This window comes from Cupriavidus sp. MPR-AND1C, assembly GCF_058809705.1.
The window spans coordinates 21,973-46,754 of record NZ_JBXASU010000019.1; the positions used below are offsets into that span (position 1 = coordinate 21,973).

Consider the following 24,782-nt stretch of genomic DNA (forward strand, 5'->3'; position numbering starts at 1 on the left):
CTCGGGCAGGTCGATTCAAGGGCGCCGGCATGCGGCCGTGATGCGGCTTACGCCGGCACAGCCTGCCGCAGTGCCAGGAAGGTGCCATCAGGCTGGTAGAAGATGACCGCGTCCACGATGTCTGGCGAGGGACGGCGAAACGCGACCCGATACCCCTGGAGGCCTTCCAGGTCAAAGGTCCGCCCGTCAAATGGCCGCAGTGGCCAACTCTGCCGCTCGTCGATGCGCAGCGATAGCTGGCCCGCCGCATCGAGCGTGACGCTGATCTCCTGCATGCCGTGCATGAAACTGCCAGCGCAGAGGGCGCGGAATGCCGGGTCGAGCACGTCGCCGCCTGCCGCGCGGCGAAATACGATATCCGCCACCATCGGCTCCAAAGGCGCGCAGATCCGGTCGATGTTGCCTTCCCGGTCATAGCCGAAGCTCAGTGCGAGATTGTCGGGATGGATCTCGGCCGGCTTGTCGGGGGTGGTGAACACATCGTAGTGGCGGTGTTCGAGCTGGCCCGACATGCCGCGCCAGCGCCATGCCAGCGCGTTGTTCTCTTTGGTGATGCCGATCCGCCCGTAGGCCGGGTGTTCGTACTCGCCCGCATAGTCGTCGAGCGGATGGCTCGGCGTGGTGCCGGTCCGGCGCAATTCGCTGCGCGCTTGCTGGTCGACCTTCTGCTGCGCAAGCGCCTGGCGGCGCATGGTGCGGAACCGGTCGAACCAGTCGATCGGCTTGTGGCCGCAAAGCTGATCGAGCGCGTGGTAGGTCAGCAGTTCGGTGACGGCGCTTGGGGCGCGATTGGTGAGCACCGCGATGCCGATCCGGCGTTCCGGCAGCATCGTCATGGCGTTGCCCCAGCCGACCCAACTGCCGGTGTGCGAGACCTTTCGTTCGCCGCGATAGTGTTCCAGTGACAGGCCGAGCCCGTAGTGGAACTCGCCCACCTCCTTGAACACGGAGCGGCCCACGTGCACGCGCGGGGTCATCATTTGCCGGACGATGTCCGCCGACAGCAGCGGCTTGCCGTCCACGGTGCCTTCGTCGATCAGCAAGCGCATCCACTTCGCCAGGTCCGACACGCAGGCATTGAGCCCGCCGGCGGGCAGGGCACGGATCGGCGTCAGCATCGCACGCTGGCTTTCGTCGCCTTGCATGATGTGTGGATGCGCATGGTTCGGCGCGGCGGCGAGCGCTTCGATGGATAGTCCGAAGTGTGCGAAGCCCAGCGGACGGAGCAGGCGCTCGGTGGTGAAATCCTCCCAGCGCTGCCCGCTGATGCGCTGCGCGATGTGCCCGGCCACGAGATACCCCAGGTTCTGGTACTGGTAGGCCTCGCGCACGTCGCGGCTCGGCTCCAGATGGCGCAAGGCCGCCAGGATCTGCACCATGGACAGGTCGCCCGGCGAGTGGATCCAGTCGTGGCGCGGGACGCCGCTGTGATGGCAAAGCAAGTCCCGCACGGTCACGCGCTCGGTCGCGACCGCATCGTGCAGCCGAAACTCCGGTATGTAATCGCGCACGGGCCGGGTCCAGTCGAGCTTGCGCTCATCCACCAGCAGGCCAAGCCCGGCGGCGGTGAAAGACTTGGTGAGCGAGCACAGCAGGAACTGGGTGTCCGCCGTCACGGGCGCCGACGCTTCCGTGTCGCGCACGCCATAGCCTTTTGCCAGCACCGTTTCACCATCCCGGATCACGGCGAGTGCAAGGCCCGGCACCTTCCATTCTTGCATCGACGCCTGGACGAGATCATCGAAATCACTGAGCATGGCGCGGGATCCTTGTCTGTGCAACGGCATGGTTTATTGGCGCTCGGCGCGGTTTGCGTTGCGCGCCGGATCGCCCGCGGGGATCGCAGCATGCGCCAGACGTTAGCACCGGCCCGGCAAACTGTTATCGCCACCAAGGAGGGTGTGTTGTGGCCGCGCGACGGCGCAGGACGCGGCGCAATCCTGCGAGGTTCCCGGCCGGATTGATTTACCGCCAGGACCTCGGAGCGGGGCGGACACCGCTGGGCTGCCGGCGAATGTGCATGTGGTTGGCGACACGCCATCGGGGCCATGATGCGGGATGGCACCTGATGTTACCGGGGCCAGCGGGCGGCCAGGTATCCGGGTTTTTCCGTGTGCGCTAATTTCCGGATCGCTGGCGGGCACGACTAGAATGGATTGTCCGGAGCGAGGCGCTTCGCACTGAAGTGCCCGCCACGCCCCACATCGCTCGCATCGCTCACATTACTCACGCCGTTCGCACCAGAGGAGCCGCCCATGTCCCTGCCTCATCTAGCTTCCGGCCAGGTGGCCAGCGTGCTGCCGCTAGGCGAGCGTCTCGCGAAGACACCCACTACCGCCTTCTTCAAGGAAAGCCGCCTGGAGGTCATGCGCCTGGTGCTGACCGCCGGCAAGCATATGCCGGCCCATGCGGTAGCCGGGCCAATCACCGTGCAGTGCCTGGAAGGCGAAGTCGATATCGGCGTGGAGGGCGCGCACCGGCTGCTACGCCAGGGCGACCTGGTCTATCTGGAATCCAACGTGATGCACGATGTGACGGCGATCAGCAACGCATCGCTGCTGGTGACGCTGGTGCTGCTGTAGCCAGTGCCATAGCTGGCGTCGCCAGGAAACGCTCAGTGCTTTGCCGGACGCGCGTGCAATAGCCAGAGGACTTCAAATTCCTCCGGTGTCATCGCCGTGCCGTCGAACTCCGGATCCGCGTTGATCTCGGCAAGGCAGGGAACCGGCACCAGCCCGAGATTGGTACTGCCCGTTGCCGCGCCGGTGCTCGCGAAGCCTACGGTTCCATCCCGGAAGAATTCCAGCTTCCTGGTCTCGAAGCGTGCGCCGTCAAGCTCCGACACGAGTCGAACCGGCTCCGAGGCAAGCTCGTGCCGCCAGATGACGTCGATGTATTCCATCGGGGTCTCCCCTCAAGCTGCGTGTCGCCAAACAAAAACCTAGTCCTTGGATAGCTCGCAGAACCGCAGGCGGTTGCCAAACGGATCCGCGACTTGCAACTGCCGTCCCCAACCCACCACGTCGATGCCCGGTTTTGCATAGCGATACTGCCTGGCATCCAGTTCGCGATGCAGGGCATCGATGTCCTCCACGGGGACGAACACCGTCGAACCCGGCGTGGCGTCGCCATGGTGCTCGCTCAGGTGCAGCGTCAGGCCGGATCGCCTCACCTGGGCGTAGAGCGGAAATTCCTCACCGAAACGATGCTCCCAATCGAGCGAAAAGCCAAGATAGTCCAGATAGAATTCCTTGGCCTTCTCGACCGAGAAGATCCGGAAGATGGGGATGGCGGGGGACAGGTTCATGGCATTGCGCCTGCGGCTTACGCTTCGACCAGGTTGGGAATCTCCACAGCGGGATTGACGTCGGCCGCATAGTCCACGCCGTCGATGCCGAATCCGAATAGGCGCAGGAACTCCGCCTTGTAGCCCGCAAAATCGGTGAGCGCGTAGATATTCTCGTCGGTGACCTGGTCCCACAACTGCGTTACGCGGGCCTGGACATCCGGGCTGAGTTCCTTCTCGTCCGTGCGCAGGCGGCCTTCCGTGTCCTGGCGCGGCGACTGGCTGTACAGGCAGTCCTGGTAGAGCGAGTAGACCTGCTCGATGCAGCCTTCGTGGGTGCCGGTTTCCTTCATGACCTTGAACAGCAGCGACAGGTACAGGGGCATCACCGGGATGGCGGAGCTGGCCTGGGTCACTACGGCCTTGAGCACCGCGACACGCGCGTCGCCGCCGGTGGCGGCCAGCTTGCCGCGCAGGTCCAGCACCTTCTGATCCAGGTCTTTCTTGGCGGCGCCGATGGAGCCGTTCCAGTAGATGTCGTGGGTGACCTTCTCGCCCAGGTAGGTAAACGCGGTGGTCTTTGCGTTGTCGGCGAGCACGCCGGCGGCGAGCAGGGCGTCGATCCACATTTGCCAGTCTTCGCCGCCCATCACGGCGACCGTGTGATCGATCTCTTCCTGCGTGGCTGGCTGCAGGTTGATTTCCTTGATCACCTCTTTGTCGGTGTCCAGGCCGCGCTGCCGGATTTCCTTGCCAATGGGCTTGAGCGTGGAAGTGAAGATTTCCCCCGTCTTAGGGTGCTTTCGCCGCGGCGCAGCAAGACTGTAGACGACCAGGTCGACCTGGCCGAGATCACGCTTGATGATGTCGATGGTTTGCTGCTTGATCTCGTCGGAAAAGCCGTCGCCATTGATGCTCATGGCATAGCGGCCTTCGGCCGCTGCCGCCTTGTGAAACGCCGCCGTGTTGTACCAGCCTGCGGTGCCAGGCTTGCTCTCGGTGCCGGCGCGTTCGAAGAACACGCCGAGCGTGTCGGCGCCGCAGCCGAACGTTGCCGTGATGCGAGCGGCTAGCCCATAGCCCGTGGAGGCGCCGATGACGAGGACCTTCTTGGGTCCGTTGGCGACCGGGCCGTTTGCCTTCACGTAGGCGATCTGCTGGTTGACGTTGGCTTCGCAGCCGGCGGGGTGGGCGGTGACACACATAAAGCCGCGCACGCGGGGTCCGATGATCATGGTGGGTTCCTTGCAATTTTGGTGGATTGTAATAGAACCCCGGCCTGCGGCATGCGCCAGCCTGCATTGCCGCCGGTATCAATCGTCCCGCGTCAGCACTTCCAGCAACTCGATCTCGAAGACCAGATTCGAGTTTGGCTTGATATGGGCGCCGACCTGCCGCTCGCCATAAGCAAGGTGGGCGGGGACATGGAGCTTGCGTTTGCCGCCGACTTTCATGCCCATCAGCCCCAGGTCCCAGCCTTTGATCACGCGTCCGGTGCCGATCACGCACTGGAAGGGCTTGCCGCGATCGTAGGAGGAGTCGAACCTGGTGCCGTCCTCCAGGTAGCCGCTGTACTGGGTGGTGATCAAGGCGCCTTTGACCACGGCCTTGCCGTCGCCGAGTTGAATGTCTTCAACCTGTAGTTCGTTGCTCATCCGCTGCTCTTTTTCATGGGTGCATTGACCGAGGAGGCAGAGTTTACATCCCGCGGCAGTGTCACCAGAAGGGGCACTGGCGCCGCACGTGCACATGCTGGATCTTGGCGGGCGTCAAGATGGTGTTCAGCGCACCGTTCGCGCTACGTGTTGTTCTCGCCAAGCGCGGGAACGTGATCGTCGCTTGCAGGCAGTCCAAGGGAGAACTTGACGGGGAAGTTCAGCGCGATGGCGTTCTCCGATGGCACCTCGCGGACCATGTTCCGCGCCTTGACGTGCGGGTCCGCGAAAAGCTCCCGCGCGCTGAGCGCCGGTGAGAACGGCAGGTCGAAGGGCGCGAAGACTGCCGCCCATTGCGCAAGGGACCGCGACCGGAAGATCCCGCAGAGCAGGCCGTTGACTTCTGGCTTGTGCTGCTGGCGGCCGGGCCGCGACGTGAACCGGGCATCGAGCAGCGCTGGAAAGTCCGCACCAATCGCCTCGCACAGGTTGAGCCAGAACTTGTTTTCCAGGATGCCCATGGCGAGATGGCGGCCATCGCTGGTCTCGAAGATATCGTTGTCCGGCATGACGGTTGGCGATTCGTGCGGGCGATCCTCGTACCCGCGCGCGGCCCAGGCGCCATGGGCAGTCCACGACAGGATGGCGTCATGGATCGACACATCGAGATGCTGGCCACGGCCATGTTGCCGCGCGCTCATGACCGCCACGGCCAGCGCCAGTGCCGCATAGCCCGAGGCCGCGTAGTCGGAAACGCGCACGCGCGGCCGGGACACCTTGTCGTCCACCTGCACCGGCACGGACCAGTAGCCTGCCAGCGCGAGATAGTTCAGGTCGTGGCCGGCATGGTTCGCATACGGGCCGGTCTGGCCGAACCCGGACACGGAGCACAGCACGATGGCCGGGTTGGCTTGCGCAAGCGCGTCATAGCCCAGGCCGAGGCGTTGCATCACGCCGGGCCGGAAGCCTTCGACAACGGCGTCCGCTTCTGTCACCAGGCGCAGGAATGCCGCGCGGCCCTCGTCGGATTTCAGGTCGAGCGCGACGGATTGCTTGCCGCGATTGAACTGGGCGAACACGGCAGGCCCGAGCTGGCGGGCGGTGTCGCCCGTGCCCGGCTGCTCCACCTTGATCACGTCCGCGCCCAGTTGCATGAGCAGGGTGGTGGCATGCGGGCCGGGCAGGAGCTGGCTGAGATCAATGATCTTGACGTCCTTCAGGCAGGACCACTCTGGTTTCATTGCGGGTTTCACTACGGGCTCCCGGCGCTTTAGCCGACGTCGCCGTTCATGCCGATCGAGCGGATCAGCTTGCCGTATCGGGCGGTATCCGCGGCCACCATGCCGTTGAACTGCGACGGCGAAGCACTGCGGCGCAATTCCCCGGCGTTGGCCTTCAACTGCGCATCCAGGCGCCCGCTGGCCTGCAACGCCGTGACTGCGGCAAAGAGCCGCTGGGTGAGTTCGGCGGGCAGGTGCGCGGGCGCGAACAGGCCGCTCCAGTTGTCCAGCACCAGGCCGGGGGGCAGGACCTCGGCAAGCGTTGGCACCTCCGGGAAATAGACGGAGCGTGCGGACGACGACACCGCCAGCGCCCGCACCTGGCCATTGCGCAGGTACTGGGTCGCTGTGCCCAGCACCGGCATGCCGAACTGGGTCTGGCCGCTGAGCATGGCGGTGATGATCTCCGTCGCGCCTTTGTAGGGGATGTGCACGGCCTCGGTGCCCGTCTGGTGCAGCAAGGCCTCTACCGCCAGATGCGCGATGCTGCCTTTGCCGCCCGAGCCGTAGTTGAGCTTGCCCGGCGCGCGCCTGAGCGCGGCGATCAGCTCGCCGGCGGTCTTGTATGGCGCATCGGCAGGCACGACGAGAGCGGTAGGGCCGCCGGAAATCGCCGCGATGGCGGTGAAATCGCGCGCGGGATCGTACGGCATGTTTTGGTACAGATGCACGTTGATCACATGCGCGTTCGCGAGAATGCCCAGCGTGTAGCCGTCCGCGGCGGCGCGCTTCAAGGCGTTCGCGCCGATCACGCCGCCCGCGCCGGGCATGTTCTCCACGACCAGCGGCTGGCCAAGCGCGCGGCCCAGCTCGGCCGACAACGTCCGTGCGATGTTGTCCGGCGCGCTGCCAGCCAGGAACGGGACGATCAGGCGCACGGGACGATTGGGATAGGGCGCGGCGGCGCGCACCGGCGCGAGCATGCTGCCAAGTGCGGCAGCGCCCGCGGTGGCGAGCCAGGTTCGGCGTTTCATAGGAGTGTCTCCAGTTATTGGCTGCGCAGTTTGCCTGCGTCGGATGGATCAACCGCTGCCGGCTCAGGCTTTCGCCTGCATGGGTTCGAGAATCGCGCGGGCGATGGTATTGCGCTGGATCTCGCTGGTGCCGGTGAAGATCCGGAACATGCGCAGCTTGCGGAAAGCCTGCTCCACCGGATGTCCTCGCGTCACGCCCACATTGCCGTGGATCTGTACGGCTTTGTCGGCCACCTCGAAACAGCGCTCGGAGATGAACAGCTTGCATGCCGCGGCCTTCACCCGAAGATCCGCGCCACTGTCCGCCAGCGTGGCGGTTTGCGCGATCATGCTCTCGCAAGCCCACAGCGCGGCGGCCATGTCCGCCAGCATGTGCTGGATGGCCTGGAAGCGCGCAATGGGCCCGCCGAACTGGCGGCGCTGGCCGGCGTACTCCAGCGAGGATGCGTAGGCCTTGGTGGCCAGGCCCAGCATGGTGGGGCAATGCAGCAGCCGGTTGACGTTGATGCGCGACATGCCGAGCTTGAAGCCGTTGCCTTCGCCGCCAAAGATGTTGGCGCGCGGCACCCGCACATTGACGAACTCGATGTCCCCATCGATATGCTGGCCCGACATCGGCACGTACTCGGTGCTGACCTTGACGCCGGGCAGGTCCAGGTCGATCAGCACGGCCGTGATGGCCGGGGGGGACGCAGTGGCGTCGGTGACGCACATGACGATGGCAAAGTCGGCAAACGGCGCGCCGCTGATGTAGTGCTTGCGGCCGTTGATGACGAGGTCATCGCCGTCCACCACGGCCGTGGTGGAGATGCTCTGGGCATCCGAGCCGGAATGCGGCTCGGTCAGGGCGAAGCAGGTGGACTTCTCGCCCCGGATGACGGGCTGGAAGTAGCGCGCCAGCTGGTCCGGCGTGGCGTACTTGAGCATATTGCCCACGCGCGGCGGGCCGCCCAGGTCGCCCAGCACATGCGGCGCCAGCACCGCGCCGCTGGCGGCAAGGTCTGCCTTCAGCGCGCATTGCTCGGCGATGTTCAGCCCCTTGCCGCCGAGCTCGACGGGCAGGCAGGCGGCATAGAGCCCCAGCTCGCTGGAGCGGCGCCACACGCCGCGCAGCACGTCGCGCGGCCAGGCATCTTCCGAGCCCAGGCCCAGCTCGCGCTCCAGCGGCAGCAGTTCCTCATGGATGTAGCGCTGGATGCTGGCGCGGGTCTCGACCAGCACGGGATTGGTGAGGTTGTCGAACATGGTGGTTCTCCTTAATTCACGCGACGGGATACGCCTTGCCAATACGGCTCGCGCACCAGTTTGCGAGCGAGCTTCCCGCTCGCGTTCTTGGGCAGTTCGGTGACGAAATCGATGGTTCGCGGCGACTTGTAATCGGCAATGCGCGCGCGGCAGTGCGCGATGAGGTCTTCGGCAGTGCCTTGCCGGCCGGGCCGCAGGGCGACGACGGCCTTGACGCTTTCGCCCCAGGTGTCGTCGGGCACGCTGATCACGCAGGCTTCCATCACGTCCGGATGCTGGTAAAGCGCGGCCTCGACCTCGGTCGGATAGACGTTGAAGCCGCCGGAGATGATCATGTCCTTCTTGCGGTCGACCAGGTAGATGTAGCCTTCTTCATCCACCCGGGCCAGGTCGCCGGTGCGCAGCCATCCGTCCACCAGCACTTCGCGCGTCAGCTCCGGCTCGCCCCAGTACCCGTGGAAGACATCCTCGCCGCGGATCACCAGTTCGCCGATGTCGTCCCCGGCCACTTCGCGGCCCTGCTCGTCGACCACGCGCACCTGCGTTTCGCCAAGTGCCCGCCCGCAGGAGGCCAGCCGCTCGGGCCGGTGCGCCAGTGCGTGGGCATGATCGTCGGTCGAAAGGCGGGTCACGCCGGAGGTGGACTCGCTCGCGCCATAGCCTTGCGACAGGATGGGGCCGATGCGCTCCCACGCCTCGCGGATGCGCGCGGGCGCCATCGGCGCGGCGCCGTAGGCCAGGGTCTTGAGGCTGCTCAGGTCGGCGCTGGCCAGGGTTGGTTCCGTCAGCAGCATATTGATCATGGCCGGCACCATGAACACATGGGTGAGGCGCAGCCTGGCCACCTCCGCCAGGAAATGCGCGGGCTCGAACTTGTCGAACAGCACCAACGTTGCGCCGGTGTACAGATACGGCTGCATCAGCATGCCGGAGGCGTGGGTGATGGGGCCGATCAGCGCCAGGCGGTCACCGGGACGTGCCGGCTTGTCCATGCTCTGCAGCATCTTGCGCAGCGCTGCCAGGCGGTTGCCATAGCTTTGCATGGCGGCCTTGATCTTGCCCGTGGAACCCGAGGAAAAATGCAAGACGGCGAGGTCGTCGGGCTGCGGCGCGATGTCGAGCGGCGCTGGGCTCGCGCCTGCGAGCAGGGCCTCGTAATCGCCGTAGCCGTGCGCGGGTTTGCCAATCGCGATGAACGTTTCCACTGACGCGAAGCCCGCGGTTTGCGCCGAGTAGCCGGTATAGCCCGGTCCGGCAAACAGGATGCGCGGCGTGCAGTTCTCGACCACATCCGATGCCTCCGCCGCCGTGAAGCGCGGATTGAGCGCGGCCTTGACGAGCCCGGCCTTGTACAGGGCGCACTCGATTTCGACCAGTTCGGGGCGGTTGCGTGACTGAATCGCCACGCGATCACCCCGGGTAAGGCCGAGGGCCAGCAAGGCATTGGCGAGGCGGTTCGAGCGCTCGTCCAGTTCGCGATAGGTCAGCACGCGGTCGTTGTAAAGCACGGCGGCGTGATCCCCCCAATAACGCGCGGCGCGGCGCAGGAAGAAAGCGAATCCCATGGGTTGTCTCCTTGATGGTTCTTGGCCGTAGTCTGTAAGATGCGGGGCATCACTACAATGCTGTACCGGATATAAAGACATAACCAGCGGGAATGTCGCGATGGAGACGAGAGATCTTGAATACGTGCTGGCCGTGGATGCGCACGGCGGCATCGGCCGCGCCGCGGAGTCGCTGGGCATCAGCCAGCCGGCCCTGACCAAGGCGGTGCAGCGTGTGGAAGCGCAGATCGGCCTGCCCTTGTTCGAACGCACCGCCCACGGCATGACGCCGACGCAGGCGGGCATGCAATTCATGGTGCGGGCGCGCCGCATCCGGCTGGAGTTCGACGATGCGCTCAAGGAGATGCAAGGCATCCGCACTGGCGAACTGGGCATGCTCCGTCTGGGCTATTCGCCTTCGATCCCCAATGCCCTGGTGCTGGACGCCTGCCGTCAGCTGCTGCGGGAGCGGCCTGTTGCCCGCCTGCGATTGCGCCGGCTGCTGGCGCGGGACCTCATGGAGCTGCTGCTGGCGGGCGAGCTGGACCTTGCCATTGCCCCCACACCGAGGGAGCGCGCCAGCGAGTTCGCGGTGGAAGAGCTGTTCGACGACCGGCTGGTGGTGGTGGCCGATGAAGCGCACCCGCTGCAGCGCCGCCGCAAGCTGACCCTTGCGGATCTGGCGGGCCAGGACTGGCTGCTGCCCGGGCCGCATATCATCTTGCGCCAGCAGGTTGACGCGGCGTTCCGCAAGCAGGGGCTGGCCGCCCCGAACCTGCGCATCGAGACCGATTTTGGCAGCGCCTCGCTCTTCGACCTGATGCGCGGCACGCTGATGCTGGGCATATCGGGCACGAACGCCAATGCGGTGACGACCGGGCTGCGCCCGCTCAACCTGGGGCATGAAGAACTGGACCTGCGCCGGCGCGTGGGCGTGATCACCCGGGCCGGCGCCTATCTCTCGCCGCTCGCGCAGCGCATGACGGCGCTGGTGCGCGAGCAAGGCGCCTGAGCTGCCGGGCTATGCGCCACTGTCTGGGGCCAGCGGGGCCACCGGAGTGAAAGGGGCGCGGAAATGATCGACCAGGAAATCGATGAACGCCCGCGCCCGCGTGGTCTGGTCGCGCTGCCCCGGATAGTAGACGAACAGGTCGGCCGGGGGCAGGGTGGCGTCGGGCAGCACCAGCCGCAAGCGCCCGCTTTCCAGGTACTTGGCCAGATCCCACTCGGAGCGCATCAGGATCCCATGCCCGTCGAGCGCCCAGCCCAGGACGATGTCGCCATCGTTGCTCGACAGCGTGCCATGTACCCTGACCATCTCGCCTTGGGTCCCTGCCATGAAGCGCCATATGCCATGTGCGTCGTCGTTCTGGCGATGGATGATGCAGCGGTGATTGGCCAGTTCGGCCAGGCTCGCCGGGGTGCCATGCCGGTCAAGGTAGGCGGGTGACGCGCACAGGAAGCGCCGGTTCGACATGATGCGGCGCGCGTTGAGGCGGCCGTCCGGCAGGGCGCCGAAGCGGATTGCCAGGTCGAAGCCGCTTTCCACGAGATCGATTGCCTTGTCGGTGACTTCGAATTGCACCTCCACGAACGGGTAGCGCCTGGCGAATTCGGAGACCAGCGGGGCGATGGTGGTCCGGCCGAAGCCGAGCGTGGCGTTGATGCGAAGCAGCCCGCGCGGCTCGGCACGGCTGCTGGAAATGGCATCCTCCATCTCGCGCAGCTGGGCGAGGATCTGCGTGGCGTGCGCGAGGTAGATGTCGCCCTCCCGCGTCAAGCTGGTGCTGCGGGTGGTGCGGTTCACCAGCCGTGCGCCAAGCCGTTCTTCCATTTGCGCGAGCCGCTTGGTGGCTGCCGGTGGCGTCAGGTTCAGCGCCCGCGCGGCGGCCGAGAGATTGCCGTATCTCGCAATCAGCACAAAAAACTCGAGGTCCGAGGTGATATCGGTTTTCACTGATGGAAAAGAGTGATGGGTGTCCCAGTGGATTTTAAGCGGGTTATTGCCGCCCGGAGCCGCATCAGTATTAACCACAAGTGAATAGTGAAATGCGTTCTGGCGAAACTCAGCCATGCGCCGCCTCGCTACGCTGGAGCCTTCCTACCACTCAGCGCACGCACGCCGTGCCACGCTCCAGGAGACGCTCCAATGAAAATCGTGGAAATTCGCGAGAAGACGGTGCCCATCAGCTCGCCGATCCGCAACGCCTATATCGACTTCAGCAAGATGACGCTGAGCGTCGTCGCCGTGGTGACCGACGTCATCCGGGATGGCAAGCCCGTCGTTGGCTACGGCTTCAATTCCAATGGCCGCTATGGGCAGGGGCTGCTGATGCGCGAGCGGTTCATCCCGCGCGTGCTCGAGGCGGACCCCGCAACCCTCATCGACGACAACGGCACCAACCTCGACCCCCACAAGATCTGGGCGGCGATGTTCGCCAACGAGAAGCCGGGCGGCCACGGCGAGCGCTCGGTGGCGATCGGCACCATCGACATGGCGGTGTGGGATGCGGTGGCAAAAATCGAGGGCAAGCCGCTGTTCCAGTTGCTGGCCGAGCGCTACGGCGACGGCAAGCCGGAGCGCAAGATCTTCGTCTACGCGGCGGGTGGCTACTACTACCCGGGCCAGGACCACGGCAAGCTCAAGGATGAGATGCGCAGCTATATCGATCGCGGCTATACGGTGGTCAAGAAGAAGATCGGCGGCGCCTCGCTCGACGAGGACCTGCGCCGCATCGATTCGATTCTCAGCGTGCTGCAGGATGGCCAGAAACTCGCCGTGGATGCCAACGGGCGCTTCGACCTGGACACCGCGATACGGTATGCGAAAGCCCTCTCGCAATACGATCTGTTCTGGTACGAGGAGCCGGGCGATCCGCTCGATTTCGAGCTGCAGGCCACGCTGCGCAACTACTACGACAAGCCGATGGCAACGGGCGAGGACCTGTTCTCCATGCAGGATGCGCGCAATCTGATCCGCTATGGCGGCATGCGCCCCGACCGGGACTGGCTGCAGTTCGACTGCGCGCTGAGCTACGGCCTGGTGGAGTACCTGCGCACGCTGGACATGCTGTTTGAGCACGGCTGGTCGCGCACGCGCTGCATTCCGCATGGCGGCCACCAGATGTCGCTCAATATCGCGGCCGGGCTTGGCCTGGGCGGCAACGAGTCCTATCCGGATCTGTTCCAGCCCTACGGCGGCTTTCCCGATGGCGTGACGGTCGATAACGGCTACATCACCATGCCGGACCTGCCGGGCATCGGCTTCGAAGGCAAGGCCGACCTGTATCGCGCCATGCGGGCACTGGCGGGCGGATGACAGGCAGCACATGGGCCGGCTTGCCGGCCCATGTTGCGTACAGAATACAAATCCTTGGGAAATTTCTGACTGTCGTTGAGCTGGCATCTTTCTTTGTGGTAAAAAAGCGAACTATTCTCATTCGTATTCGTATTCGTATTCGCATTTGAGGGTGGATGGGCGCTTCGCACCACACAGCAGCCCAGGTTCCCGCCAGACCCAACCTTCCCGAGGACGTTTCCGCCGATGTTCAATCACCGCCGCTTGCCGCTGCGCGCCGCCGCATGCCAGGCAATGCCCCGCCTCTCGCCCATTGCCAGCGCTGTATTTGGCCTGACCGTCGCGTTCGCCACGCTGCCCGCCGCCAGCCTGGCGCAGACCGCCACGCCGGCAGCCACGCAAGCCGATGCCACCTTGCCGGTGGCCACCGTCAAGGCCGAGCGGCTGACCGAGCCGGCCAAGGTGGAGAGGATTGGTGGTGGGGCGCTGGGTGAGCGCAAGCCTGTCGACACGCCGTTCTCGGTGGTGGCGGCAAGCAGCGAGGAGATCCAGGACCGCATGGCGCAGACCGCCAGTGACGTGTTCAAGTACGATCCCGCGGTGTCCATCCTGGGCGAGAACGGCCGTACCGAAAACGCCTATTTCGCCGTGCGCGGCATGGCCATCGACCTGCTTAACGGCACCAAGGTGGACGGCCAGAACTTCGTGTCCTGGAACACCGACCTGCCGCTGGAACCGTTCGAGCAGGTAGAACTGCTCAAGGGCCTGTCGGGCTTCATGTACGGCTTCGGCAGCCCCGGCGGCATCATCAACTATGTGGCCAAGCGCCCCACCGATGAGCCGTTGCGCCAGTTCACCGTGGGCTACCAGGCCAACAATGTGTGGAGCGAGAAGATCGACCTGGGCGGGCGCTTCGGGCCGGACCAGCGCTTCGGCTATCGCCTCAACGCGGCCCATGAAGAAGGCCGCACGGCCGATCCGGGCGTGCAGCTGCGTCGCGACGTGCTATCGCTGGCCGCGGATTTGCGCATGACGCCGGACCTGACATGGAGCGCCGACGTGATGTACTGGAAGCGCAAGACCAACGGTACCCTGTTTGGCCTGGGGTTCGACGCCAGCCTGCCGGTCGCCGATGCCAGCAAGGTCTCGCGCCGCTTCGTCCAGCCCTACAGCTTCCACGAGACCGAGACCACCACGGTGGGCACCGGGGTGGACTACCGCATCAACGACAAGTGGAAGACCAGCTTCAAGTACCGCTTCGCGCGCGAAAGCCGCTTCAGCGGGGACAGCTACATCTTTGTCAACGATGCCGCCGGCAATTTCTCCGACACCCAGTACAACTGGAAGTCGGCGTTTTACTACCAGGCCTATGACGGCATGGTGCAGGGCAGGTTTTCCACCGGCGGCATCCAGCACGACGTGGTGTTGGGCGCGGGCTACCAGTCCCAGGTGCGCGTCAACGATGCGGGCGTTGGCGCCACCGACGGCATCTTCCTGGGCGAGAACAATCTCTACAATCCCACGCTGCTGACCAACCAGGCATCCGGCCTGGTGTACCAGCCGTACCGGGACTACAAGATCACGCAGAAATCCGTCTACGCCAGCGACACCATCCAGTTCACCCAGCGCGTCTCGGTCCTGGCCGGCCTGCGCTACACCGATTTCAGCCAGGACAATTTCGACAGCTCGGCCAATGTCACGGCGAGCTACAGCGCCAGGCCGGTCTCGCCCACCGTGGCCCTGATGGTCAAGACCGACAACGACTCCACCGCTTACGTCAGCTACGTGGAGTCGCTTGAGCAAGGCGGCTCGGCCAGCAACAGCAACGCCAACTTCCCGCAGACCTATGGCCCGCTCAAGAGCAAGCAGTATGAGGTTGGCTACAAGACCGAGCGCCGCGGCTGGGGGGCCAACGTAGCGCTGTTCCGCATCGACCGCGGCTACGAGTACACCAACACGGCCAACGTCTTCGTGCAGGACGGCACCCAGCGCTACACCGGCCTGGACACCAGCGGCTGGGTACGCGTGGCGCGCGACTGGCGCGTGATGGGCGGCGTGCTGTGGCTCGACACCAAGGCTACCGGCATCGACGATCCCGCGGTCAACGGCAAGCGCATCTTTGCCACCCCCAGCTACATCGTCAGCGGCCGCGTGGAGTACGACGCCCCCTTTTTGCGCGGCCTGACGCTGGCGGCAGGCGCCAAGGTCACCGGCGCCATGTGGGTGAATGCGGCCAATACCCAGTACGTGCCGTCGTACACCACTGCGGACCTCAGCGCCAGGTACACCACGCGCTACGCTGGCAAGACGGTGACGTTGCGGGCCGCGCTCAACAATGTGTTCGATCGTCGCTACTGGACTACCACGTACGGCGGCTTTGTGTTGCCGAGTGCGGCGCGCACATTCCTGGCGAATGCCACCGTGCAGTTCTAAAGGCCAGTTCTAGCGGTCATTTCCAAAAGATGCTGGCGTCGTCGCGCGGCCTTGGCCGATCTACTTGTACTGCCTGCGGCCGCGCGCCTGGCCAGAACCGCTTTGCTTCATGTTGAAACAGTCAGCCTCTTGCGAATGACTGCCGGAATCGTCCAAGCTAGGATGGTGGAAAGTCCCCCTGCTCATGCGTGCAAAGGGGCCTGGCTGAGCCCTTGCCTCAGTGCTTCAGTGCCTCAGTGCGAGTGCCGGTGATGCGTATCCGGATAGTGCGGGTGCTTGTGCACCAGCGGCTCGTGCCGATGCAGGTGCCGGTGCGGCTCCTTCCCGTCCCAGTCGAAGGCGTGCTCGTGCTGGTGATGCGCATCGTGGCGATGCGCGTGGCTGTGCTCGGTCGCCTCGTGGCTGTGCTCGTGCTCATGATGCTCGCGCAGGTGCAGCCACACGCCCAGCGCCATCAGCAGCGCCGCCACGTAGAACGCCGGCTGCGGCGCCTGCGGCCATATGCCGAACGCGATCACCACGCCGAACAGCGGCGCCACGGAGAAATACGCGCCGGTGCGAGCGGTCCCCAGCAGCCGCAGCGCGATGACGAACAGCGCCAGGCTCACGCCGTAGCCGAGGAACCCGATGATCATGGCCGCGCCCAGCGCGGGCAACGCCGGCAGGTGGTCACCGCCGGCCAGTGCCAGCCCGGTGTTGCACACGCCGGCAACCAGCCCCTTGATACAGGCGATCAGCATGGCGTCGTTGCTTGATACCTTGCGCGTCAGGTTGTTGTCGATGGCCCAGCACAGGCACGCGCCGACGATCAGCAAGGCGCCGGCGGACAGCCGCAGGCTGCCCGGCTGCCAGGACAGCAGCAAGCCGCCCGCCACGATGGCAAGCATGCCAAGGACGATGTGGCGGCTGGCGTTTTCCCTGAAGACCACCCAGGCGATCAGCGCGGTGAATACCCCTTCCACATTCAGCAGCAGGGAGGCCGATGCCGCGCTGGTGCTGGCCAGGCCAGTCATCAGCAGGGCCGGCCCGGCCACACCGCCAGCCAGGATGGCACCCAGCAGCCATGGCGTCTCCTGTCGCGGCACGGTGAGCGGGCTTGTTGCGGCGCCGCTCATGCTGCGCCGCAGCGCCAGCAGGATGCCAAGCCCCAGCCCGCTGCCCAGGTAAAGCAGGCCGGCCAGCAGCAACGGCGGGATCGACCCGGTCAGGGCCTTTGCAAGTGGCGTGCTTGCCCCAAACAGCAGGGCGGCGGCCAGGGCGGGGGCGGCGGTTCGGATGGTCATGGGCAAGGCAGCGAAGCGTGGCAATGCCGTATTGTCGCGCCACGGCGTGGTGGCGGGGGATGCTATATATTTCAGCCTTGGATGCCATGCCGGGCACGGCGGTTTCTACTCTGGAATGTTATGAAAACCCCCTCGCAATACGTGGGCGGCTGGCTGATCTGCGCGGCTGCGCTGCTGATGCTGCCAGCCTGCGCCATCCTGCAACCGGTGCAGGAAGGCCAGAAGCTGATCGGCTCGCCGGAAAGCGCGGTGCGCGCGACCTTCGGTGAGCCCACCAATATCTACCGGCTGGCCGACGGTTCCGTGCGCTGGATCTACTCCAAGCAACCGCTGGGCTATGAGGCCTACGCGGCAGATTTCGATGCCAGCGGAAAACTCACGAACTTCCGGCAGATGCTGGTCACTTCCGAGATCTACCAGGCCAAGGTCGATAGCTGGACCAAGCGCGATGTGGAAGAGCATTTCGGCAAGCCGCTCGAGCCGGTGCAGTACTACCCGCTGATGCAGCGCGACGTCTGGTCTTATCGTTTCCGCCAGGACGGCAACCTGTCTTCGCTGTTCAATTGCTACTTCGACAAGCAGGGCATCCTGAGGCAGGTGCAGATCACCCTGGATCCGCTGGGTGGGGATTCCAGCAGGGCGCCCTGATGCCCTGATGCCTCAATGCGCGCTGGCTTGGCCTGCAATCCATGCTTCGCCGCAAGCTGAAACGTTCTCCCGCGGCGCGCGCCCACAATGGCGACGTGTCCTTCCGGAGAGAACGCCATGCCAGCCTTGCCCAGCGCGGATGCGCGCGCCAACCACGCCCAAGGCGCCAGCGGCCGCGGGCTGGACATGGCCCTGCTGCTGGCTTTGTCCACGCTCTGGGGCGCGTCTTACACATGCATCCGGCTTGGCGTGGCGACGATTCCCCCGGTCACGCTGATTGCGGCCAGAACGTGGATCGCCGCTGCGCTGCTGATGGCGTGGATGGCGGCAAGAGGCATGCAGATCCCGCGCGGCGCGGCAGTCTGGCGCCGTTTTGCGGTGCAGGCCATGCTCAACAGCGTGGTGCCGTTCACGCTCATTGCGTGGGCTGAGCAATCGGTCCCGGCGGGGCTGGCGACGATACTGAACTCCGCGTCGCCGGTGATCGCCGTACTGGGCACGTGGCTGGTCACGCGCCATGAGCGCATCACGGCACGCAAGCTGTTCGGTGTGGTGACGGGGCTTGCGGGCATTTGCCTGATCGTCGGCACCAGCGTGCTGGGCGGGCTTGGGCAGCAACTTCTTGCGCAACTGGCCATCGTTGCCGCGACTGTCTGCTACGCCGGCGCGGCTATCTACGGGCGCTCGTTCAAGGACCTGCCCGCCGCCGCGCCCGCCGCGGGCTCGATGATCGTCGGGGCGGCGGTGCTGGTGCCGGCAAGCCTGGTCATCGACCGGCCCTGGACGCTGCATCCTTCGCTGTCATCGCTTGCCGCGCTGCTGGCGTTATCCGTGTTCTCGACCGCGCTGGCCTTTGTCATCTACTTTCGCCTGGTACGTACGCTGGGGCCGGTGGGCACCACGGCGCAAGCCTATCTGCGGGTGCCGATCGGGGTTGGCATTGGCATCGTGTTTCTTGGGGAATCGCTGGCTGCGGGGGCGTGGGCCGGCCTGGCGTGTGTTGTCGCGGGCGTAGCCGCCATGACGATGCCTGCCCGGCACCGGCCAGTCCGGCAAGGGGAATAGGCCGCACGCGCCGGCATTCGCACCCGGACCCAAATGCTCGAACCCGCTTAGGGTCCCTGGCGCTGCCGATGGTATCCGGGCCGCGGCCCTTGGCTCAGAACCCGGCCTTGTGCACAGGGCCATCCCAGCCGTCGAGGTACTTGGGCAGGGCGTCGTTGACGTCCAGCACGCGATGGCGATAGAACAGGTGCATGGCTGGCTGCAGCGCATCCGGCAGCGCACCGCCGCAGGCCCGCGCGAAAAGGGTGTTCGGGACCACCGACATGCCCAGCCGGTTGATGCCAAAGAGCGTCTCGCCGCACTGCGGGCAAAACTGGCGCTGGAGCTGCCGGGTCGCATGGTGATAGGTGGCCAGGTGCTGCGCGCCGCGCGCCACCACCACGTTGGCCGGCTCCCAGGCCGTGGCGGCGAACACCGGCGTGGCATAGAAATCCCGGCAGGCCTGGCAATGGCAATTGGCTCTCGCCACCGGTTCTCCGGCAATGCGCAGCTGCACCTGGCCGCAAAGGCACTCCAACGTAGCGGGAATCTGCATAGGCGTTATCTCCTGTTGTTTGTGTTTCCTGAATGGCGGGGTGCATTCTACTTGGCCGCGATGCGGGCTGCAGGGCGCGCCTTCCGGGCGCCTATCCCGCCACGGCCGCATCCAGCATGGCGCCGAACAACCCGATCAGCAGCGCGATGGCCGAGGCGATGAACCAGCGTACCGTCTTGCGGTACTCGGGCACCAGGTCGTCCTCCACCCGCAGCGAACGGAACAGGGCGATGATCTGCAGGCACACCGCCGCCACCAGCGAGATGGCGGCGAACAACGCCTGGACGCTCCAGTGGCCGGGACTCTCGAAGCCCCAGAAGCGCCAGAACGCCAGCGAGAAGCCCAGCAGGACCGTGATGGCGGTGATGATGCCTTGCCGGTAGCCGGCCGGCACGACCTGCGGCGGCGCGCCTGCCGCCTTGGGGGCGGGCGGTGGCGGGGCCGCGGGATCGGGGCCAGGATCGGCTTGAGAGGCGGTCATGGGCTGTCCTCCTGATTGGTGCCGCAAGGCCATGCAAGTGATGCAACGAGTATAGGCACCGGCGGGGCGCGAACGCTCCCCCTGGCCTCTGCATCCGACCCGTATCCGACCTGTCCTGTATCCGACCATCCGTGGCCGCCATCCACCCTCTGCGGGCATTACAATGCGGCTTCAAAGCCGCCGCGTTGCCCGCAACGCTGGCCGGTCTGTTTTTTTGCCTACGCCTGATCCCCTACCTCCTCATGTCCTCGCTTCCCCCCTCAGACAATCGCATCTGGTTCGATGGCGCAGCCGGTAGCATCGAAGCCCTGGCGGATGCGCCGCAAGGCCCGATCCGCGCGATCGCCGTCGTGGCGCACCCGCATCCGCTGCTGGGCGGCAGCGCGGAACACAAGATCCCGGTGGCGCTGGCCAGGATCTTCCAGGCGCGCGGCTTCCTTGCCGTGCGGCCGAATTTCCGGGGCGTGGGCGGCACGCAAGGCAGCCACGATGCGGGTGAGGGCGAGACCGACGATGTGCTTGCCGTGGTGCGGCAGATCCAGTCAGCGCACCCAGGCCTGCCGCTGGCGCTGGCGGGATTCTCGTTCGGCGCCTATGTGCAGACGCGCGTGGCGCAGCGCTTGCTGCAAGGCAGCGAGCCCGTCGCGCACCTGATCCTGGCCGGCATGCCGGCCGGCCCGGCGGCCGGCGGGCGCACCTACGACACGCCCGCGGTGCCGGCCGATGCTTTTGTCATCCATGGCGAGAACGACGCCAATGTGCCGCTGCAAGCGGTGTTCGACTGGGCACGCCCGCAGGAGCTGCCGGTCGCGGTGGTGCCCGGCGCCAACCATTTTTTCACCGGCAAGCTGCCGGTGTTCCAGCGCGCCGTGGCGCAGTACCTGGATACCCGGCTGCGAATCGCCGGGGCCGCCAGCTAAAGATTCTTTTAAAGCGCGTCAATCCATGGCCGCATGCGCCACGGCATCGTCGTCGACGTGGCGCGTGGGCTTGATCAGCAGGATGAGCGGCACCACCAGCAGCGTGGCAAGGAACATGACCTTGAAATCGTTGAGGTAGGCGATCATCGTGGCCTGCTGGTTGATCGACTGGTTGAGCATGGCCAGGTCGTAGCGCGAGCCGCTTGCCAGCAGGGATTGCAGGGCCGGGTTGTACACGCTCACATTGGCCGCCAGGTCGGCGTGGGCCACCTGCGTGTTGCGCGTCATCAAGGTCTGGATCACGGAGATGCCGATGCTGCTGCCGATGTTGCGCATCAGGCTGTAGGTGGCCGTGCCGTCCGCGCGCAGCGCTGGCGCGAGCGTGGAAAACGTCAGCGCGCTTAGCGGCACGAACACCAGCCCCAGGCCAAAGCCCTGGATGATGCCGGGCCACACGATATCGGACACCGACAGCACCACGGTGTACTGCATCATCTGCCACAGTGCGAAAGCGGAAATCAGGAAGCCCGCAAACAGCAGCACCCGGGCGTCGATCCGCTTGAGCAGGCGCCCGGCCAGCAGCATGGAGAGCATGGTGCCGGCGCCGCTTGGCGCGGTAACCAGCCCGGTGGTGGCCACCGGATAGCCCATCAGGTTTTGCAGCATCGGCGGCAGCAAGGCGCGGGTGGCGTACATGACCGCGCCGATCACGAAGATAAAGCAGGCACCGGTGGCAAAGTTGCGGTCCTTGAGCAACTGGTACCGGAAGAATGACCTGGGCCCGGCCGTGGCGGTGTGCGCCAGGAAATACAGGAAGCTGACCCCCGCCAGGATGGCCTCGATGCGGATCTCCAGCGAGCCGAACCAGTCGAGCTGTTCGCCACGGTCGAGCATGGCCTGGAACGCGCCGATGGCCAGGCCTAGCGTGATGAAGCCGAACGCATCGAACTTCACGGCCCGCGCCGGCGCCCGGCTGGGCAGGAAGGACAGCACGCCGAACAAAGCGAATGCGCCGATCGGCACATTGATGAAAAACACCCATCGCCAGTTGTAGCTATCGGTCAGCCAGCCGCCTAGCGTCGGGCCCAGGATGGGTCCCACCATCACGCCCATGCCCCACACCGCCATTGCCTGTCCCTGCTTCTCGCGGGGGTTGATATCCAGCAGGATGGATTGCGACAGCGGCACCAGCGACGCCCCGAAAATGCCCTGCAGCAGCCGCGACGCCACGATCTGCGCCAGCGTGTCCGACATCCCGCAGAACGCCGAGGCAATGGTGAAGCCGGTGATCGAAATGGCCAGCAGGCGCTTGACGCTGAGCCGGTCGGACAGCCAGCCGGTGAGCGGCGTGGCGATCGCGGCAGCGACGATGTACGAGGTCAGCACCCAGGTGATCTCGTCCTGCGACGCCGACAGGCTGCCTTGCATGTGCGGCAGCGCCACGTTGGCAATGGTGCTGTCGAGTGTCTGGATCAGGGTCGCGGCCATGATCGCGATGGTGATCATGGGCCGGTTGAGCGGCATTTCTGCGCGCCCGGCTACCGCTTCGGAAGACATGGTTTGAACAACCTGGAGGGGTTCGGTTGAATAATAAGCATGCTTATTATACGGGCGCGCTAAAGCATGGCAAGCCGCTTGTGGCCGGCGTGCCGGCGTGCCCGAGGGAGATCTTTGTACAATCGCGCCATGGAAACGAAACTGGAAAAGCGCTTTGGCTTCCTGGTCTCGGACGTTGGCCGCCTCAACGGCAAGCGGTTCGATGAACTGGCCAAGTCGTCCCTCGACCTCACCCGGGCGCAATGCCGCGCACTCGCCTACCTGTCGCACTACGGTGAAGTCAACCAGGTGCGGCTCGCCGAACTGCTGGAAGTCGCGCCGATTTCGGCGGGACGCCTGCTTGACCGGATGGAAGAGGGCGGCTGGATCGCGCGCGTGCCCAACCCGGAAGACCGCCGCGAGCGCGTGGTGCGCATGACGCCCAAGGCGGAAAGAGCGCTGGACAAGGCCCGGCGGGTCGGCGACGAGGTTGCGGCGGAGGCGCTGGCCGGCCTCAGCGAGCCGGAGCGGGAGCAACTGATCGGCCTGCTCCAGCGCGTGCGGCAAAACCTGGGCACGATCGTTGATCGTTGACGGCGGGCAGCAAGCCCATCCGGAACCCCTGAATTTCTCAGCCCCGGCGCCGCCTTGCTTCGCTGCCTTGCTTTGCTGCCCTGCTTTGCCGCGCTCCCAGCGCGCCGCGCCATTGCGGCATCGAGTATCGGCGGCTCCCGTGCGATGCCGGCGGGCGGGATGTCGCGGCCAGGCAGGCGGGTGAACGCCGCCGCGTAGTGGATCGAGCCGGCGTCTCAGACCAGTCGAGCCACATCCTCCACTGCGTCAGCCAGTTGCAGCTTGAGCAACTTGAGCAAGCAATACAAGCCGTAAGCCTCCTCCGTCTTCTCGCTCTGCAGCTCCGCCAGTTGCAGCAGGCTATCCATCCCGGCGCTGACGCTTTGCAACTCCGCGCAACTGTTGGCGATGCGTTCGCGCAGGCCGCGATCCAGCGTTTCGATCCGCTCGATCAGTGCGGATACGAGGGGCTGTTCCTCGGCATTGGCGGGACGCGTCATGCCGATCAGCTCGGCGATGAGATCGCCTTGCCTGCTGATGGCGGGCAGGGTGGCGGTGGGACCGCCGCCGCGCGTGGCCGAATCGGGACCGGCTCGGGCGCTGGGATGCATGCAAGCTCCTTAAGGAGGGGGAGGCTATGGGGTGGCAAGACCAGGCCGCCGGCTTCAACGCGAGCGTGGCGGACTCGTAAAAGCATACTGCTTCCGCGCTCGCTCACCTTTAAGAAATTTCTGGATTTGCAGGCAGCCGTGCGCCGTTGCGCTCAGTGCAAGCCTTCGCCCGCCTGGCGGGGGCGCCCATGTTCGAGAGGGTGGGTGCCGGTGAAGCGCAGCCTTGCCATCTGCTCGGCCGCATCCGATAGCAAAGCGCTCGCGTTGGCCATGGCCTGCTCGACGGTGATCGGGCCGGGCGCCAGGGAAAAGCAACCCGTGAAATGGGTCCCGAGCGCCGGCAGCGCGGCGGGGTCGATGGCGCCGGAAAGCAATGAGGCGGGCACCCCGCAGGCATGTGCGCGCTGGCAGGCGATCAACGGCGCCTTGCCGCTTAGCGTTTGCACATCGCTGCGCCCCTCGCCGGTGATCAGCCAGTCGGCGCCCGCGAGCGCGCCATCGAGGTCTACGCAGTCCGCCACGATGTCGGCGCCCGGGCGCATCTGCGCGCCAAGCATCAGCAAGGCGTAGCCCAGGCCACCGGCCGCGCCCGCGCCCGCGGCGTCCACGGCGTGGCGCCCGAGCGCCGGCGCCAGCAGGCGATCGTAGCCGGCGAGCGCGGCATCGATGGCATCCACATCCTGCGCTTGCACGCCCTTTTGCGGGCCGAACACGGCGGTGGCGCCTAGCGGCCCGGTCAGCGGGTTGGTGACATCGCACATCGCTACCAGCCTGGTGGAGGCCAGCCGCGGGTCGAGCTGGCTGGCATCGATTGCCGCCAGCTGGGGCAGCGCGGCGGGCGTTGGCGGGATGTCGCGGCCCTGCGCATCCAGCAAGCGCAGCCCCAGGCCATGCAGCAGGCCGGCGCCGCCATCGTTCGTGCTGCTGCCGCCAAGGCCGACGAAGATCTCGCGCACGCCCAGGTCGAGCAGCGCCTTGATGGCATCGCCGAGGCCGGTCGTCGAGCGCTGCGCCACGGGGCATGCCATGCCCGCCGGATCGGTGATGCCGACGATTTCCGCGGACTCGATCACGGCGCGGTCGCCCGCGAGCAGGGCTACCGTGGCGATGCGCGCGGCGCCGTGCGCGCCGCGCACCTCGATGCCGGTGCGCTGGCCGCCGGCGGCCAGCATCGCGTCAATGGTGCCTTCGCCGCCGTCCGCCATCGGGCGTTGCCGGATCGTCGCGCCGGGCAGTGCGCGCTGGATCCCGGCGGCGATGGCGGCGGCGACCTGGCCGGCCGCAAGGGAGCCCTTGAATGAATCGGGGGCAATGACGATAAGGGGATCGGGAAGGCTAGGCATAGGGCGAGGCGGGGTGAACGGCGCTCACCGCAGGGCAAACGCCATACCGAGGAAAAGGGATCAAGGGCCATC

General features: G+C 65.9%; 24 protein-coding genes. 8 read left to right on the forward strand and 16 right to left on the reverse strand.

Annotated features, from left to right (window positions below):
* Positions 1-47: 47 nt before the first annotated feature.
* Complete coding sequence (locus tag AC1RWI_RS13125; RefSeq protein ID WP_492866826.1) at positions 48-1,757, reverse strand: serine hydrolase; 1,710 nt, start codon at positions 1,755-1,757, stop codon at positions 48-50.
* Between the two features lie 498 nt (positions 1,758-2,255).
* On the opposite strand from AC1RWI_RS13125, the gene AC1RWI_RS13130 reads away from it, so the two are divergent.
* A complete protein-coding gene (locus AC1RWI_RS13130; RefSeq protein ID WP_043353345.1) occupies positions 2,256-2,582 on the forward strand; it encodes a cupin domain-containing protein in 327 nt (108 codons plus the stop codon).
* 32 nt (positions 2,583-2,614) lie between these two features.
* Here the strand turns inward: AC1RWI_RS13130 and AC1RWI_RS13135 are convergent, their stop codons facing one another.
* The 8 genes from AC1RWI_RS13135 to AC1RWI_RS13170 all read right to left on the reverse strand — a co-directional run bounded on the left by AC1RWI_RS13135 (position 2,615) and on the right by AC1RWI_RS13170 (position 10,005).
* Positions 2,615-2,902 (reverse strand): DUF6881 domain-containing protein, encoded by a 288-nt coding sequence (locus tag AC1RWI_RS13135; protein WP_043353347.1) that lies wholly within the window; start codon positions 2,900-2,902, stop codon positions 2,615-2,617.
* A 39-nt stretch (positions 2,903-2,941) separates the two neighbouring features.
* Positions 2,942-3,307 (reverse strand): glyoxalase superfamily protein, encoded by a 366-nt coding sequence (locus tag AC1RWI_RS13140; protein WP_043353348.1) that lies wholly within the window; start codon positions 3,305-3,307, stop codon positions 2,942-2,944.
* Between the two features lie 17 nt (positions 3,308-3,324).
* Positions 3,325-4,521, reverse strand: coding sequence for an enoyl-ACP reductase FabV (gene fabV, locus AC1RWI_RS13145; protein ID WP_492866829.1), 1,197 nt, complete (start codon positions 4,519-4,521; stop codon positions 3,325-3,327).
* Between the two features lie 78 nt (positions 4,522-4,599).
* Positions 4,600-4,941 carry an FKBP-type peptidyl-prolyl cis-trans isomerase gene (locus AC1RWI_RS13150; protein WP_043353352.1) on the reverse strand — a complete coding sequence of 114 codons (342 nt, stop codon included), beginning with the start codon at positions 4,939-4,941 and terminating at the stop codon, positions 4,600-4,602.
* A 143-nt stretch (positions 4,942-5,084) separates the two neighbouring features.
* Entirely contained in the window at positions 5,085-6,182 is a 1,098-nt protein-coding gene (locus AC1RWI_RS13155; protein ID WP_043353354.1) for a CaiB/BaiF CoA transferase family protein, read from the reverse strand.
* Between the two features lie 29 nt (positions 6,183-6,211).
* Entirely contained in the window at positions 6,212-7,195 is a 984-nt protein-coding gene (locus AC1RWI_RS13160) for a tripartite tricarboxylate transporter substrate binding protein (protein ID WP_492866832.1), read from the reverse strand.
* 63 nt (positions 7,196-7,258) lie between these two features.
* The gene (locus AC1RWI_RS13165; RefSeq protein WP_492866834.1) at positions 7,259-8,440 is read right to left on the reverse strand and encodes an acyl-CoA dehydrogenase family protein; all 1,182 of its coding nucleotides are present in this window, start codon (positions 8,438-8,440) and stop codon (positions 7,259-7,261) included.
* A gap of 11 nt (positions 8,441-8,451) precedes the next feature.
* Positions 8,452-10,005 (reverse strand): AMP-binding protein, encoded by a 1,554-nt coding sequence (locus AC1RWI_RS13170; protein WP_043353359.1) that lies wholly within the window; start codon positions 10,003-10,005, stop codon positions 8,452-8,454.
* A 100-nt stretch (positions 10,006-10,105) separates the two neighbouring features.
* On the opposite strand from AC1RWI_RS13170, the gene AC1RWI_RS13175 reads away from it, so the two are divergent.
* Positions 10,106-10,996: a LysR family transcriptional regulator gene (locus AC1RWI_RS13175; RefSeq protein WP_492866836.1), complete on the forward strand. Its 891-nt coding sequence runs from the start codon at positions 10,106-10,108 to the stop codon at positions 10,994-10,996.
* Positions 10,997-11,005: 9 nt separating this feature from the next.
* On the opposite strand, the gene AC1RWI_RS13180 is transcribed toward AC1RWI_RS13175, so the two are convergent.
* Positions 11,006-11,941: a LysR family transcriptional regulator gene (locus AC1RWI_RS13180; RefSeq protein ID WP_492866838.1), complete on the reverse strand. Its 936-nt coding sequence runs from the start codon at positions 11,939-11,941 to the stop codon at positions 11,006-11,008.
* Between the two features lie 192 nt (positions 11,942-12,133).
* On the opposite strand from AC1RWI_RS13180, the gene AC1RWI_RS13185 reads away from it, so the two are divergent.
* Positions 12,134-13,303 (forward strand): mandelate racemase/muconate lactonizing enzyme family protein, encoded by a 1,170-nt coding sequence (locus AC1RWI_RS13185; RefSeq protein ID WP_043353368.1) that lies wholly within the window; start codon positions 12,134-12,136, stop codon positions 13,301-13,303.
* Positions 13,304-13,528: 225 nt separating this feature from the next.
* A complete protein-coding gene (locus AC1RWI_RS13190) occupies positions 13,529-15,715 on the forward strand; it encodes a TonB-dependent siderophore receptor (RefSeq protein ID WP_492866840.1) in 2,187 nt (728 codons plus the stop codon).
* Positions 15,716-15,948: 233 nt separating this feature from the next.
* Here AC1RWI_RS13190 and AC1RWI_RS13195 read toward each other — a convergent pair whose 3' ends face one another.
* Complete coding sequence (locus tag AC1RWI_RS13195; protein ID WP_492866842.1) at positions 15,949-16,998, reverse strand: DMT family transporter; 1,050 nt, start codon at positions 16,996-16,998, stop codon at positions 15,949-15,951.
* Positions 16,999-17,118: 120 nt separating this feature from the next.
* On the opposite strand from AC1RWI_RS13195, the gene AC1RWI_RS13200 reads away from it, so the two are divergent.
* Both AC1RWI_RS13200 and AC1RWI_RS13205 read left to right on the forward strand, forming a co-directional pair.
* Positions 17,119-17,646 (forward strand): hypothetical protein, encoded by a 528-nt coding sequence (locus AC1RWI_RS13200; protein WP_043353372.1) that lies wholly within the window; start codon positions 17,119-17,121, stop codon positions 17,644-17,646.
* 117 nt (positions 17,647-17,763) lie between these two features.
* A complete protein-coding gene (locus tag AC1RWI_RS13205) occupies positions 17,764-18,711 on the forward strand; it encodes a DMT family transporter (protein WP_492866844.1) in 948 nt (315 codons plus the stop codon).
* Between the two features lie 94 nt (positions 18,712-18,805).
* On the opposite strand, the gene AC1RWI_RS13210 is transcribed toward AC1RWI_RS13205, so the two are convergent.
* Positions 18,806-19,246, reverse strand: coding sequence for a GFA family protein (locus AC1RWI_RS13210; protein ID WP_492866846.1), 441 nt, complete (start codon positions 19,244-19,246; stop codon positions 18,806-18,808).
* A gap of 91 nt (positions 19,247-19,337) precedes the next feature.
* Positions 19,338-19,727: a hypothetical protein gene (locus AC1RWI_RS13215; RefSeq protein ID WP_043353376.1), complete on the reverse strand. Its 390-nt coding sequence runs from the start codon at positions 19,725-19,727 to the stop codon at positions 19,338-19,340.
* Positions 19,728-19,969: 242 nt separating this feature from the next.
* Here AC1RWI_RS13215 and AC1RWI_RS13220 point away from each other — a divergent pair, with 242 nt between their 5' ends.
* Positions 19,970-20,647 (forward strand): alpha/beta hydrolase, encoded by a 678-nt coding sequence (locus AC1RWI_RS13220; protein WP_492866848.1) that lies wholly within the window; start codon positions 19,970-19,972, stop codon positions 20,645-20,647.
* Between the two features lie 18 nt (positions 20,648-20,665).
* On the opposite strand, the gene AC1RWI_RS13225 is transcribed toward AC1RWI_RS13220, so the two are convergent.
* Positions 20,666-22,204, reverse strand: a complete 1,539-nt coding sequence (locus tag AC1RWI_RS13225; RefSeq protein WP_492866850.1) for a DHA2 family efflux MFS transporter permease subunit — start codon at positions 22,202-22,204, stop codon at positions 20,666-20,668.
* A 129-nt stretch (positions 22,205-22,333) separates the two neighbouring features.
* Here AC1RWI_RS13225 and AC1RWI_RS13230 point away from each other — a divergent pair, with 129 nt between their 5' ends.
* Entirely contained in the window at positions 22,334-22,777 is a 444-nt protein-coding gene (locus tag AC1RWI_RS13230; protein ID WP_043353379.1) for a MarR family winged helix-turn-helix transcriptional regulator, read from the forward strand.
* Between the two features lie 215 nt (positions 22,778-22,992).
* Here AC1RWI_RS13230 and AC1RWI_RS13235 read toward each other — a convergent pair whose 3' ends face one another.
* Positions 22,993-23,367 carry a DUF1484 family protein gene (locus AC1RWI_RS13235; RefSeq protein ID WP_492866852.1) on the reverse strand — a complete coding sequence of 125 codons (375 nt, stop codon included), beginning with the start codon at positions 23,365-23,367 and terminating at the stop codon, positions 22,993-22,995.
* 152 nt (positions 23,368-23,519) lie between these two features.
* A complete protein-coding gene (locus tag AC1RWI_RS13240) occupies positions 23,520-24,710 on the reverse strand; it encodes a glycerate kinase (protein ID WP_043353380.1) in 1,191 nt (396 codons plus the stop codon).
* Positions 24,711-24,782 lie beyond the last annotated feature (72 nt).